Raw genomic sequence first — 13,927 nt, forward strand, 5'->3', positions numbered from 1 at the left:
GGTTGTTGGCGGTATCCCCTCCCCGTAGCGTCATTCGACGTGGAACTCGTGTGGCGCCCGCTCACGACAGCGGACATCCCGGCGGTGGCCGCGCTTTACAACGCGGCCGAGGCGGTCGACGACACCGGCGAACTGTTGTCCGAAGAGGACTTCGCCGAGTCGTTCGGCAAGGCCGACCTGCCCGATGGGTCGCTGGCCGTGCTCACGGGCGGAAGGCTTGCGGCGTACGGGCTGGTCGCGTTGCGCGACAACCCCGTGGGCACGCACCGCGTCCGGCTCGACGGAGCGGTCCACCCCGAGTTCCGGCGCGAGGGCATCGGGCAGCAACTGCTGCCACGCCTCGCCACCCTGGCGCACGACCTCCACATCGCACGACACCCGGACCTGCCGCTCGCCGTGTGCACCATGGTCGAGAGCCGTGCCGAGGGACATGTCGCGCTGGTCGAGAAGCTCGGCTTCGGCGCCGACCGCTACTTCTACGAGCTGGAGGTGGCACTGGGCGAGTCACTCGCCCAGGTCCCGATCCCGTCCGGCTACGAGTTCGTGCCGTTCTCCGCGGCTCGCGACGAAGAGGTCCGCCTGGTCTGCAACGCGGCCTTCGCCCAGCACTGGGGGTCGGTCGAGCGCAGCCCCGAGGAATGGGCGGCGTCGTTCACCGACAGCAAGCGGTTCGTTCCGGAGTCCTCCTTTCTGGCGCTCTCTCAAGGCGCCGTGGTCGGGTTCGTGCTCGCACGGCACTACCCGGTCGTCGAGGAGATGACGGGCGTCCGCGAGTTGTGGATCGGGGACGTCGGCACCCTGGAGGAGCATCGCGGGCGGGGTGTGGCCACGGCCTTGCTGAGCCGCACGCTGGTTCAGGGCAGGGCACAGGGCTATCACCGCGCCGGGCTCTCCGTGGACTCGGCCAACTCGACCCGTGCGCTCGGCGTGTACGAGCGCGCCGGGTTCGAGGTGGCGCGGACCTGGATCGACTACGGGCTGCCGGTCGCGCTGTAGTGGCGTGCCCCCGGCCCGTCGGCGAGCGAATTCACCGCAACGGGCCAGGGCACTAGAGTTCTTCGCCGGCCTGGCCGACGCAGAACTCGTTGCCGTCCGGGTCGGCGAGCACGGTCCAGACGAGCCCGGGAACGCTGTGCACCGCGATCTCCGTGGCGCCGAGCGCGACGAGGCGGGCGACCTCCGCCAAGCGGTCCGGCACGTGCGAGTCGAAGTGGACTCTGTTCTTGCCCGGCGTCGCGTTCGGCACCTGCTGGATGCCTAGCGCGGGACCGGACTCGGTGTTCGGTGCGAGCACGATGAACTCACCCCAGTCGTTCTGGATCGTGGTGCCCAGAGCGGCCGTCCAGAACTCCGCGAGCTTGCGCGCGTCGCCCGTGTCGATGGTGATCATGGCAATGGTCAAAGGCATGCGACGGACGCTACTCAGAGGGTCTGACAATTCCGGTCGCCGCAGGTCAGAGCCCAAACGAAGCACCGCGCGCGATTTCGGGGAACGTCCAACCAGTAGGCTGTTTCAACTGCCCGTGAACGAGGAGTACCCACCGTGATCACCAGGATGTCGTCGCTGTTCCTGCGCACCCTTCGCGAGGATCCGGCGGACGCCGAAGTGCCCAGCCACAAGCTGCTGGTGCGCGCCGGCTACGTCCGCCGCGTCGCGCCGGGCGGGTACACCTGGCTGCCGCTGGGCCTCAAGGTCCTGCGCAACATCGAGGCCGTCGTCCGCGAGGAGATGGAGGCCTTCGGCGCGCAGGAGATCCAATTCCCCGCGCTGCTGCCCAAGGAGCCCTACGAGGCGACGAACCGGTGGGAGGAGTACGGCCCCAACCTGTTCCGCCTGAAGGACCGCAAGGGCGCCGACTACCTACTCGGCCCCACGCACGAGGAGATGTTCACCCTCACCGTGAAGGGTGAGTACAGCTCCTACAAGGACTACCCGGTCACGCTCTTCCAGATCCAGACCAAGTACCGCGACGAGGCGCGTCCCCGTGCGGGCATCCTGCGCGGCCGCGAGTTCCTGATGAAGGACTCGTACTCGTTCGACCTCACCGACGAGGGCCTGAGCCAGTCGTACAAGGACCACCGCGACGCCTACATCCGCATCTTCGACCGGCTCGGCCTGGAGTACGTGATCGTCTCCGCCACGTCCGGCGCGATGGGCGGCTCGGCGTCCGAGGAGTTCCTCGCCGTCGCCGAGACGGGTGAGGACACGTTCGTGCGCAGCACCGAGTCCGGTTACGCGGCGAACGTCGAGGCCGTGGCGACGCCCGTGCCCGCCGAGCAGTCGATCGAGGACAAGCCCGCCGCGCAGGTGCACCACACGCCGAGCACGCCCACCATCGAGACGCTGGTGGACTTCCTCAACGCGAACACCGACCGCAAGTTCACCGCGGCGGACACGCTGAAGAACGTCCTCGTGAAGGTCAAGCACCCCGGCAAAGACTGGGAGCTGCTCGCGGTGGCCGTCCCCGGTGACCGGGAGGTCGACTTCAAGCGCCTCGAAGCGGCGCTCGAACCGGCCGAGGTCGCGATGCTGGAAGCGGCCGACTTCGCCAAGAACACGTTCCTGGTCAAGGGGTACATCGGCCCGGGAGCCATCCAGGCCAACGGCATCCGCTTCCTCGCCGACCCCCGCGTCGTCACGGGCACCGCCTGGGTCACCGGCGCGGACAAGGCCGACCACCACGTCGTCGACCTGGTGGCGGGCCGCGACTTCACCCCCGACGGCGTCATCGACGTCGCCGAGGTCCGCGAGGGCGACGCGTCGCCGGACGGCAAGGGCGTGCTGGTCGCCGCGCGCGGCATCGAGATCGGCCACATCTTCCAGCTCGGCCGCAAGTACGCGGACGCGTTCTCGCTCGACGCCCTCGGCCCGGACTCCAAGCCCGTCCGCATCACCATGGGCTCGTACGGCGTCGGCGTCTCGCGGCTCGTCGCGGTCATCGCGGAGCAGTCGCACGACGACCGCGGCCTGATCTGGCCCCGCAACGTCGCCCCCGCCGACGTCCACGTCGTGGTCGCCGGCAAGGACGAGACGCTGATGAACGCCGGTGAGGACTTCGCGAAGCAGCTCAGCGCCAAGGGTCTCAACGTCCTGCTGGACGACCGCAAGGCGAGCCCCGGCGTGAAGTTCGCGGACGCCGAGCTCGTCGGCATCCCGACGATCCTGGTGATCGGCCGCGGCCTGAAGGACGGCACGGTCGAGGTCAAGGACCGCCGCTCGGGCGAACGCGTCGAGGTGCCGGTGGCGGAGGCCGTCGACCACCTGGTGCAGGTCGTCACCAGCTGAAACGAGAACTGAACGCCGGGCAGCGCGCTGGGGGGTGGGGCGCGCGGCCCGGCGTTCAGCGTTTCACCAGGGAAGCGGTCAGCCCGCCCGGCGGTCGGTGAGGTCCAGCGCCGGCTCCTCCAGCCACGCTTGCGCCCGTTCCCGCTTCACCGCGCGCTCGGCGCGGGGCAACTGGTCGGCCACGACGTCGCGCACCAGCAGATGCCGGAACCCGTACTCGATCTCGCCTGTCTCGCTGTTGCGGCCCTGACGGCGCAGGAAGTCGCGCTGTTCCAGCAGTTCCAGGGCCTTGGCGACCTCGAGAGCGTCCCGCTGACCCGTCGCGGCCACCGCTCCTGGTGACACCAGATCACCCGCGACGGCGGCGTCCTGAAGCACGGCCTTCACCTCGAACGGCAGCGAGTCGAGCTGAGCGGTCAGCACTCCACGCACTGATGGCGGGACCGGCAGCGAAGTGTCGTTCTGCACGCACGGCATGCGCGGGTCGGCGACCATGCGGGCGTACTCGGTGGCGAACAACGGGTTGCCGCCCACGCACGTCACGAGCGCCTGCCACAGTTCGGACGACAGCTCGCTAGTCTGCAGCAACGAGTTCAGCAGGCTGCGAGTTCCGTTGTGGGACAACGGCTCCAGGCTGATCGTGGTCGCGTTGCGCTTGCCGCCGAACCACGCCGGCCGGCGCTGCAGCAACTCCGGCCGCGCGGTGGCGATCACCAGCAACGGCACGGAACCGGCGTGCTCGCTCAGTTCCTCCACGAAGTCGAGCACCACGTCGTTCGCCCAGTGCACGTCCTCCAGGAAGACGACCAGCGGATCGGACTCCGCGACCTCCTCCAGGAACCGCCGCCACGCCGGGAAGTCGGCCCGCACGCCGGGACCGGGTTCGGCCAGGCAGGCGAGGCTGCTGTGCAGCCGGTCCGCGAGCTCACCGACGCCGACCAGCGACGCGAGAGCGGCCCGCAGGGTCTCGAAGGAGGAGAAGCCGCTCACGACGTCCGAAAGCGGCCCATAACCGTGGTCGTCGCCGAAAGCCGTTGCGGTTCCACGCAATGCGGTCGAGCAGGAAGACGTGAGTTCGTTGACGAGCCGTGTCTTGCCCACGCCCGCTTCACCGAGCACGGTCACGAAGTGCGGGCGTCGGCGCGTGCGGACCTCGTCGAGAAGCCCTTGCAGCACCAGCAACTCACGTTCACGTTCCACGAACGGCACGGCGGCCTGCGAACGGCGGGTCGCACCACGCGGTGACACGCACGACACCGCCTGCCAGCCCCCGGTCGGGGAGCCATCGGCTTCCCACGTCACGGAACCGGCGGCCTCACGGGTCGCGGAGCACGCATGAACGGCACCCAGCGGAGACAACGCCATCAGCTGACGGCACTGGTCGAGCAGCACGCCCGTGGCAGTGGGCGCACCAGACGAAGGCAGACGCACGAGAGAGTCGCCGGTCGCCACACCGATCTGCACGTCAGCGACAGCAGCCAACCGGTCGCGAATGGCCAACGAGGCACGCACGGCACGATCGGCGTCGTCCTCGGCGGTCTTGGGCACACCGAACAGAGCCAGGAACACGGACCCGACGTTGCCGCCGACGACGCCGCCCAGGCGGGAGACCTCGGCGGAGACGACGGAAGCGACTTCCTGGTGCACCGCGTCGACGTCCTCCGGGTCACCGTCGCCGGCCGCGAGACCGAGCTGGGCCGACACCATCACGACGCTGATGAGCTTGCGTTCCACTGTCATCACGTTCATCGCGGCCACCGGAGCGACGGGTTCCGCCGCCGGTGGCGTGATCACGACGGGAGCGGGCACGGGAAAGGCCTGGCCGACGGAGAGCAGGTGCCTGCGTTGCACCGACGGCGGAAGGTCCAGCATGGGGGCGTGGTCGAGGATCGCGCGCTCCAGTTCCTGGAGCTCGCGGCCCGGTTCGAGGCCGAGTTCCTCCACCAGCGCCGCCCTGGTACGGCGGTAGACGCTCAGCGCGTCCACCTGCCGGCCACACCGGTACAACGCGAGCATCAACTGCCCGTTGAGTCGTTCGCGATACGGCTCCACCTCGATCAGCGACTCCAGCTCGCCGATGATCTCGTAGTGCCTTCCGCAGGCGAGTTCTGCCTCGAAGCAGTCCTCCTGCGTCGCCAGCCGCCCGTCTTTGATGGCGGTCAACTCCGGCCAGTTGATGCCGGTCTCCGCAAGATCCGCGAGCACCGGGCCGCGCCACAAGCTCAGTGCCTTGCGGAGCACCTTCGCGGCGGCGGGCCAGTTGCCGGTGGACAGTTCAACTCGTCCCTGTTCGGTCAGTTGCTGGAAGCGCGACAGGTCGAGGGAGTTCTGGTCCACGCGCAGCAGGTACCCCGGCGCGTGGGTCAGCAGCAGTGCTGACCCTTCGGGGTTGCTGCCGTGGGGAGTGAGAACGCCTCGCAGCCCTGAGACGGCGTTCTGGAGCATCTTGCGCGCCGTGGGCGGGACGTCCCGTGCCCACAACGCCTGGAGCAACTTGCTCGTCGCCACCACTCGGTTGGCGTGCAGCAGGAGGAAACCCAGAGCCGCGCGCTGCTTGACGCCGCCCAACGGCACGGGCAGGTCGTCGTCGAGGACTTCCAGTGAGCCCAGCAGGTGGAATCGCATGGTTCTGGCCTCCTTGGGTGACTATCCGGACGGAGGGGGAGAGATCAGCCCCAAGGAGTGTCGTCGCCCCACGGGGTGTCGCCGTCGGCCGGAAGCGTCGGCAGCGTGATGGACCGTCCCCACGGGGTGTCGTCGGAAGTGACTGTGCCCCAAGGAGTGTCGCCATCGTTGATGATCTGGCCCCAGGGGGTGTCGCCGTCGTTGACGATCTGGCTCCAGGGGGTGTCACCGCCCGCGCCCTTGCCCCACGGGGTGTCGTCGTCGGCCTGCGCGGTGCCGGAGAAGAGCGTCATCGCCAGGGCCGCCGGGATGGCGGAGAGAACCAGAGCGGCAGCGGTCGTCCTGCGGATCATGTCGGCCTCTTTCTTCGTGGTCTGTCCTTGGCTTGAGTTGTGCTTCAGACACCTTCGAGTGGTGTCTGAGAACGAAGTTAGAAGTGCCGCCCATCGCCGCTCTATCGCGCACCCACCGCGTATCAATCGGCCGCGATGGCGGAGCCCGCGGAACCAATTGAGACGCTTCAATAGCTGACCCATCAGTCAGCACACAGCTGTTACTACGCAGGGTGGTCGCTTATCCGGAGAATTAGGTGCGGTGTACCGCAATGGTTGGGTGCGGTTAGCGATCCGAACGAACGGCTTGTGCCGCTCGGAGTAGTCCCGATGAGACGTTCAGGCTGCTTGGTGGCATGCCGTAGGATCGTCGTGAAGTCCGCCGCCGCAACGATGAATTCTCGGGTTCACGTACTCGTTGATCTGCCATGATGCCCCGGATCTGATCATCTCCAAATGAGATGCCTATTGAGATCGAGCGCATTATGGTGGATCGTGTAGTCATGCACAAGAAGGATCTTGACAGTTTTACCCGCCGAGGCTAACTTCGGAGATCATCACCCATCGGAGTGGCCGTCTGCGCTTGATGCAACCGGAGGTCAAACACGAGACGTGAAGGATTTTCATCTTAAACCGATCTTGAGATGACGTCCTGGAAGTGCCTTTTCCTCGTCTTCGGCAAATGTGATTCGGTAATGGTGAAAACGACCGGGGCGTGAGGTGCAGGGGCATTGCGGGAAATAGAGGCGCGAGGGGTCGTCCGTCATGAGCTCCGCCCCTGATGAGGAACTGATTTTCAAACTGCTCGGTCCGATCGAGGTGATCGGAGCGGAGGAGCAGGTACAGGTGCCGCCGGGACGTCAGCAGACGATCCTGGGCGCATTGCTGCTCGAAGCCAATCGCGTTGTCAGCATGGACCAGCTGATCGACCTCGTCTGGGAGCACACCCCGCCGTCGACCGCACGGGCGCAGATCCAGATCTGCGTGTCCGCGCTCCGGCGGGAGTTCGCGAGAGTCGGCGTCGACGCCCAGATCGAGACCCGTCAGCCCGGCTACCTGCTGCGCGTCGCCGCGGACAAGATCGACAACTTCCTCTTCGAACGCCGCGTGGCCGACTCCGACGCCGCTGTCCGTCAAGGCCGCATGGAAGAAGCGTCGACGGTGTTGCGCGCGGCTTTGGCGTTGTGGCGCGGACCCGCACTCGGTGGCGCCGGAGCCACGTTGCAGAACAAAGCGTTGCGCCTCGACGAGAAACGCTTGTCGGTGCTGGAGAACTGCGTCGACATCGAGTTGTTGCTGGGCCGACATCACGCACTCATCGGTGAATTGCAGAGCATGGTGACGGAACACCCGCTGCGAGAACGCCCGCGCGGTCAGTTGATGCTCGCGCTCTACCGCTCCGGCCGCCAGTCCGAGGCGCTCGACGTTTACCGCGCCGGCCGCGATCTGTTCATCGAACACCTGGGCCTCGAACCGAGCGACCAGTTGCGCAAGCTAGAGACCGCGATCCTGACCGACGACGAGGTGCTGCGCCTCGATCAGGAGAAGCCGGTTCCGGTCACCGTGCAGAACGTCGTGTCACCGCACCAGCTTCCGGCCAGCATCTCGGACTTCATCGGCCGCCAGGACGTCGTGGCGCGCGCTGAGAGCATTCTCGCGGGCGACCACATGACCATGCCGGTGGTGAACATCTCGGGCAAGGCGGGCATCGGTAAGAGTGCTCTCGCGGTGTACGTGGCCCATCGCGTCGCCGCCGAGACCTACCCGGACGGCCAGCTGTACTGCGACCTGCGCGGTACCCAGGCGAAACCGGCAACACCCGCCGAGGTGCTCGGCCGGTTCCTGTCCGCGTTGGGCGCCGTGGGCTCGACCTTGCCCGACGGCGTCGACGAGCGCGCGGACATGTACCGCAGCATGCTCGCGAACCGCCGGGTGCTGGTGGTTCTGGACGACGCGGGCAGCGAGTCGCAGGTGCACCAGCTACTTCCGGGCTCGCCCACGTGCGGTGTGGTGGTCACGAGCCGCACCCGGCTGACCGGTCTCGCCGGATCTCATTTGGTCGACGTCGACTTCATGGACTCCGATGACGCGCTGGAGTTGTTGGGGCGCATCATCGGCACGCAACGCCTGCAGGGCGAACCGGTCGCCGCGGCCGCGTTGGTGGACGTCGTGGGAGGGCTCCCACTGGCGTTGCGCATCATCGGCGCCCGCCTCGCCGCACGCACGCACTGGAGTCTCGCCTCGATGGTCGGCCGCCTCGCCGACGAACGGCACCGCCTCGACGAACTGGTGCACGGCGACATGGTCGTGCGCGCCAGCCTGTCGCTGACCTACGACGGCCTGGAGCCCGACACGTGCCGGGTGATGCGGCTGATGTCGTTGCTGGAAGCGGAAAGCCTGCCCGTCTGGACGGCCTCGGCGCTCACCGACGACGACCGCCACCGCGGCTTCGACCTGCTGGAGCGCCTGGTCGACGCCCAGTTGCTGGACGTGGTCGGCAGCGACATCACGGGCCTGCCCCGCTACCGCTTCCACGACCTGATCCGCCTGTTCGCCAAGGAACAGCTCGTGGTGCACGAGGCCCCGGCCACGCAACTGGCCTCGGTCGAACGCGTGGCCGGCGGCTGGCTCGCGATGGCCGAACAGGCTCACCAGCGCCTCTACGGCGGCGACTTCACCGTCCTGCACGGCACCGGCCGGCGCTGGCAGCCCAGCGCCCCGTACCTCGACCAGGTGCTGCAGGACCCGTTGGGCTGGCTGGAAAGCGAACGCCCGAACATCTGCGCCGCCGTCATCCAGGCCGCCGACGCCGGCCTGGACGAGCTGTGCTGGGACCTCGCCACGACGCTCGTGACGTTGTTCGAGACCCGCAGCTACCTCGACGACTGGCAGCAGACCCACGAACGAGCCCTGGACGCCGTGCGCAGGGCGGGCAACAAGCGCGGTACCGCGGCCCTGCTGTGCTCGCTCGGGTCGTTGCACCACAGCCAGCGCCGCATGGAGGCGTCCCGCACGGCGCTGGAACCCGCTCTGGAGCTCTTCATGGAGCTCGACGACACCCACGGGCTGGCGTTGGTGCGCCGCAACCTCGGCCTGCTGGAGTACAACGAAGGCCGTCCGGAGATCGCGCTGAGGATCTTCGAGCAGTCGCTGGTGGGCTTCAAACGCGTCGGCGACGTCGTCGGCCAGGCCTACGTGGTGTCGCAGCTCGCGCAGTTGTCGCTGGACCGCGGCGAACACGAGCTGGCGGTCGGTCAGCTGCGCGGCGCCCTGGGCATGTGCCGTGAGATCTCCAGCCCGCGCGTCGAGGCCCAGGTCCTGTACCGGCTCGGCAGCGCGATGCTGGTGCAGGGCCGGTACGAGCAGGCGCAGCAGCTCATCACGTCGGTGCTCGGCATGGTGCAGCGTTCCGGTGACACCGTGGGGGAGAGCTACGCGCTGCACTCGCTCGGCCTGATCCACGGCCGCATGCGCATGTTCGCCGAGGCGGGGCGGCTGCTGCGGCGCGCGATCCGGCTGTGCGAGGAGAACCTCGACCGGGTCGGGGCCGCGCGGATCCGGCTCGACCTCGCCCAGCTCGTGTCGCAGCGCGGGGAGACGTTCCACGCGATCGCGATCGTGGAGCAGGCGATGATGACGTTCCAGGAGCTGCGGCTCGAGCTGTGGGAGAGCAAGGCGCTGGCGGTGCTGGAGAAGATCACCGCCGAGAACCCGTTGCCCGCCGCTGTCACGTCCAACGGCGGCGCGCGGTAGGTCCGCGTCCTAGGACGTCGGCGTCAGCGAGTCGACCATCTTCTGCAGGTCGGACTCCTTGAGCAGCGGCGGGTTGGTGCCGCCTCCGCCGCCCTCCAGGTCGCCGTTCACGGCCAGCACGTGCAGCTTGTTGCTGCCGTTGAGCACCACGACCTTGACCATGCCCTTGCTCGCCAGGCACTTGTTGCCGGTCTGGGTGACCGTGGCGTCGATCTGCACGCCGTCGACGACGACCTTCTTGCCGTCCTTCTGGGTGTGCTGGATCTTCACCGGCTTGGGTTCCGCGGTCGTCACCTTGGGGTCGCCGCCCGACGAGTAGTACTGCGCGGCGAGGGCCTTGGTGAAGTCGGTGGCCGCCTTGGTGATGTCGCTCTTCGGGAGCAGGGTGCCGCCGTTGGTGCCCTTGGTGAACGGCTTGCCCTCGCAGGTGTAGTCACCGTAGGTGGTGATGCTGGACAGCTGGACGCCCTCGAACCCCTCGACCGGGATCTTGGCATCGGCGATGACGTCCCAGTTCTTCGGGACCACGTAGTTGTAGCCGAGCCCCGTCTCGATGCACTGCTGGCCATCGTTCTTCTGGCACGCGGTGTCGGTCGGTTGCGCGGAGGTGCTGTTCGAGGTGGACGGGTCGGGCTGCGCGGTCGTGTTGTCCGGGCGCGTGAGCAGGAACCAGGTGAGGCCACCGCCTACGAGCAGGACGAGGACGACGGCGCCCATCACGAGCCAGAGCGTCGTCTTGTTGTTCTTCGGCGGCTCGTTGTCGAAGCCCCCGTACACGCCGAGGCCGCCGTACCCGCCGTAACCCTGCTGCGGGAACTGACCTTGCTGCGGGAACTGGGGCTGCTGCGGGAAACCACCGGTCTGCGGATAGCCGCCGGTCTGGTAGCCACCGGTCTGGTAGCCACCGCTGGGGTGGTCACCCTGTTGCTGCTGGCCCCAGCCCTGCTGGTCGTTCCAGCCGCCCTGTCCGCCGCCACCTGGGTAAGTCACGGGCAAACGGTACCTGGTGGGTCCGACAGAGGCTTAATTCATCATGCGTTGACTTCGAGAGGACGCGAGGCGTAGCGTGCCCGTTAAATTCAACGCACGATGAACTTCGAGGAGCAGATGATGCGCACCGCGCTGGTCACCGCCGTCGCAGGCGCGGTGGTGGCGTTTCTCCTGGGCCTGCTGACCTTCGGCGTGCAGGCGACCGTGCACCCGCACGACGTTCCGCTCGCCGTCGTGGCGCCTCCGCCGGTCGCGGAGAAGGTCAGGGCGGCCGACTCGGCCGAGGTCGACATCCGGGTCGTGTCCGCGGACGAGGCGCGGAACCTCCTGCGGGACAAGGAGGTCTACGGGGTCCTGGAGATCGCGCCCGGCCAGGCGACGATCCGGCTGAACCCCGCGGTCAACCCGTCCGGCACCCAGGTCGCGCAGCAGGTGCTGACCGGTGTCGCCCAAGGCGCCGGGCTGCCGGTCAGGATCGACGCGCAGACACCGACGGCCGCCGAACGCACCGCGCCGCTCGCCGCGTCAGCGCTGCTGTGGGTCGGCGGGATGATCGCCGGACTGCTGTTCGTGGTGCTGAAAGGCAAAAAGCTGAGGTGGCTGTCGGCGCTGACCACGGCCGTCCTGGTCACCGGCTCGACCACGGGCCTGCTGGCGTGGTGGGGCGTCACGTTCACCGCAGAGGCGCTCGCGTTCATGCTCGCCGTCGCCGTGTCGTTCGCATTGCTGCAGGCCGGACTGTTCAAGCACCTCGGCATCCGCGCGATGGGCGTCCTCGGCCTGCTCTACCTGATGGCGCCCGCCGTCGCGGGACAGGTGCCGGAGCTGCTCGACCCGGCCTACCGGGCCGTCCTGTGGTCGTGGACGCCGTTCCGGTTCTCGGCGGAAGGACTGCGCAGCCTCATGTACAACGGGTCTGTCAGCACCGAGTGGTGGGTGTTCGGCGGGATCGCGGTCGCAGGGCTGGCGCTGCTGGTCATGAACAAAGCTGAACTAGCCGGCGAGAAAGCTCAGACGGACCGTGCGGACGGGGTTGTCGACGTTGGTGTCGACGAGGCAGATGGACTGCCACGTGCCGAGCGTCAGCACACCGCCTAGCACCGGGATCGTCGCGTAGGGCGGCACCAGCGCGGGCATCACGTGGTCACGGCCGTGACCAGGGGTGCCGTGCCGGTGCCGCCACTTCACGTCGCGGGGCAGGATGCGCTCCAACGCGGTCAGCAGGTCGTCGTCGCTGCCCGCGCCCGTCTCGATGATGGCGACGCCCGCGGTCGCGTGGGGCACCCACACGTGCAGCAGGCCGTCGCCGCTCTCGCTGTCGAGGAACCGCTGGCATTCCCGGGTCAGGTCGTGCACGACCTCGTCGGCACCGGTGCGGATCTCGATCTCCTCGCTGCGCATGACCTCAGATCTTACGAACCACCCGTGCGGGGTTGCCGACTGCGAGCACGTGAGCAGGCAGATCGCGCGTCACGACACTGCCCGCGCCGACCACCGTGTTGTTGCCGATGGTGACGCCGGGGCAGACGATCACGCCGCCGCCGAACCACACCTTGTCCCCGATGACGATCGGCGCGGTCGTCTCCCAGCCCTCGATCCGCGCGTCGTGGTCCTCGATGGGATGCAACGCCGTGAGCAACTGCACGTTCGGACCCATCATCACGTGATCGCCGATGGTCACCGGGCCGCAGTCGAGGATGACGCCGCCGTAGTTCATGAAGCTGTTCGCGCCCACGCGGGTGTTGTAGCCGTACTCGATCTGCAGGCGCTGCATGAACGTCGAGTTCTCGCCGATCTCCGCGACGAACCCCTTGAGGATCGCGTACATCCCGTCGAGGTCCTCCGGGTCGTGCGCGTTGAACCGGGCCATCTCACGCCAGCCGCGGCGCCGGTCCGCGTCCAGCTCGGGGTCCGCAGGCAGGTAGGGCTCGCCGTTGATCATCTTCTCGCGGTTGGTTCCCATGAGGACTCAGTATCGTCAGATCATGCGCGTGCTCTTCGCCAGCATGGCCACCGTCGGCCACACCTATCCGTTGATCCCGCTGGCGTCGGCCTTCCGCGCCGCCGGCCACGAGGTGCACTACGCGGTCGGTGAGGAGATGCACCCGGTGCTCGGGAAGCTCGGGCTGCGGCCGTTCCGGCCGGGGGTCGTGTTCGGGGAGATCTACGCCGAGGACATCGCGCCAGAGTTGGAGCGGTTGCTGCCTGACCTCGTGATCGGTGAGTGGGCGGTGCCCGAGGTCGTGTCCGAGGCGCGGCGTCGCGGGTTTCCCACGTTGTGGCACGGGTTCGGGCGGATGTTCCCCGACGGCATCGGCTTCGTGCGGCCCACCGGCGGACGGCACCTCGACATCTGCCCGCCGTCGTTGCAGGACGCCGCGTTCCTGAAGGAGGACCGGATCTCGCTGCGGCCGGTGCCGTTCTCGCCGGCCGGTGACGTGCCGGTGCGCACCGCGGGGAAGCTGATCTACCTCACGCTCGGTACGGCGTTCGGCACGCGCGAACTGCTCGCCGAGGCGGTGGTGGGGCTCGGCAAGATCTCCGAAGCGCAGGTGATCGTGGCCGCGCCACGGGGCGGACTCCGCGACGTGCCGCCGAACGTGACCGTGTACCCGTGGCTGCCCCAGGCGGAGGTGCTGCGGTACGCGGACGTCGCCGTTCATCACGGCGGCAGCGGCACGATGCTGGGCGCGCTCGCCGCGGGGGTTCCCCAGGTCCTGCTGCCGCAGGGGGCTGATCAGTTCGGCAACGCCGACGCGCTCGTCGCGGCCGGTGCGGCACTGCGTCCCGCCGCGTTCAGTGCGGGACCGATCGCGGACTGCGTGCGGCAGCTGTTCGCGGACTCCTCCTACCGCGAAGCCGCTGGTCAGATCACCCGGGAGATACGTCACATGCCCTCGCCGGAGGAAGTTGCGGACAGTCTGGCGAGTGTTGTGTAACA

11 protein-coding genes are annotated in these 13,927 nt (G+C 68.1%); 5 read left to right on the forward strand and 6 right to left on the reverse strand.

Features of this window, described 5'->3' with window-relative positions:
* The first annotated feature begins 39 nt into the window (after nt 1-39).
* Nucleotides 40-996 (forward strand): GNAT family N-acetyltransferase, encoded by a 957-nt coding sequence (locus OG205_RS41165; protein ID WP_330273200.1) that lies wholly within the window; start codon nt 40-42, stop codon nt 994-996.
* A gap of 52 nt (nt 997-1,048) precedes the next feature.
* On the opposite strand, the gene OG205_RS41170 is transcribed toward OG205_RS41165, so the two are convergent.
* Nucleotides 1,049-1,408, reverse strand: a complete 360-nt coding sequence (locus tag OG205_RS41170) for a VOC family protein (RefSeq protein ID WP_330273201.1) — start codon at nt 1,406-1,408, stop codon at nt 1,049-1,051.
* 135 nt (nt 1,409-1,543) lie between these two features.
* Here OG205_RS41170 and OG205_RS41175 point away from each other — a divergent pair, with 135 nt between their 5' ends.
* Entirely contained in the window at nt 1,544-3,286 is a 1,743-nt protein-coding gene (locus tag OG205_RS41175; protein WP_330273202.1) for a proline--tRNA ligase, read from the forward strand.
* Nucleotides 3,287-3,364: 78 nt separating this feature from the next.
* On the opposite strand, the gene OG205_RS41180 is transcribed toward OG205_RS41175, so the two are convergent.
* On the reverse strand, nt 3,365-5,911 hold the full coding sequence (locus tag OG205_RS41180) for a BTAD domain-containing putative transcriptional regulator (RefSeq protein WP_330273203.1): 2,547 nt from the start codon (nt 5,909-5,911) through the stop codon (nt 3,365-3,367).
* A gap of 44 nt (nt 5,912-5,955) precedes the next feature.
* Nucleotides 5,956-6,264 (reverse strand): hypothetical protein, encoded by a 309-nt coding sequence (locus OG205_RS41185; RefSeq protein WP_330273204.1) that lies wholly within the window; start codon nt 6,262-6,264, stop codon nt 5,956-5,958.
* Nucleotides 6,265-7,008: 744 nt separating this feature from the next.
* Between OG205_RS41185 and OG205_RS41190 the strand changes: the two genes are divergently transcribed.
* Nucleotides 7,009-9,996 (forward strand): AfsR/SARP family transcriptional regulator, encoded by a 2,988-nt coding sequence (locus tag OG205_RS41190; RefSeq protein WP_330273205.1) that lies wholly within the window; start codon nt 7,009-7,011, stop codon nt 9,994-9,996.
* Between the two features lie 9 nt (nt 9,997-10,005).
* On the opposite strand, the gene OG205_RS41195 is transcribed toward OG205_RS41190, so the two are convergent.
* Complete coding sequence (locus OG205_RS41195) at nt 10,006-10,986, reverse strand: hypothetical protein (RefSeq protein ID WP_330273206.1); 981 nt, start codon at nt 10,984-10,986, stop codon at nt 10,006-10,008.
* Nucleotides 10,987-11,085: 99 nt separating this feature from the next.
* Here OG205_RS41195 and OG205_RS41200 point away from each other — a divergent pair, with 99 nt between their 5' ends.
* On the forward strand, nt 11,086-12,084 hold the full coding sequence (locus OG205_RS41200; protein WP_330273207.1) for an ABC transporter permease: 999 nt from the start codon (nt 11,086-11,088) through the stop codon (nt 12,082-12,084).
* On the opposite strand, the gene OG205_RS41205 is transcribed toward OG205_RS41200, so the two are convergent.
* Both OG205_RS41205 and OG205_RS41210 read right to left on the reverse strand, forming a co-directional pair.
* On the reverse strand, nt 11,980-12,387 hold the full coding sequence (locus OG205_RS41205) for a YjbQ family protein (RefSeq protein ID WP_330273208.1): 408 nt from the start codon (nt 12,385-12,387) through the stop codon (nt 11,980-11,982). The genes OG205_RS41200 and OG205_RS41205 overlap by 105 nt on opposite strands.
* Before the next feature lie 4 nt (nt 12,388-12,391).
* Entirely contained in the window at nt 12,392-12,949 is a 558-nt protein-coding gene (locus tag OG205_RS41210) for a sugar O-acetyltransferase (protein WP_330273209.1), read from the reverse strand.
* A gap of 22 nt (nt 12,950-12,971) precedes the next feature.
* Here OG205_RS41210 and OG205_RS41215 point away from each other — a divergent pair, with 22 nt between their 5' ends.
* Entirely contained in the window at nt 12,972-13,925 is a 954-nt protein-coding gene (locus OG205_RS41215; protein WP_330273210.1) for a glycosyltransferase, read from the forward strand.
* Nucleotides 13,926-13,927 lie beyond the last annotated feature (2 nt).

Origin of the sequence: Lentzea sp. NBC_00516 (assembly GCF_036346835.1) — a bacterium.
GTDB lineage: Bacteria > Actinomycetota > Actinomycetes > Mycobacteriales > Pseudonocardiaceae > Lentzea > Lentzea sokolovensis.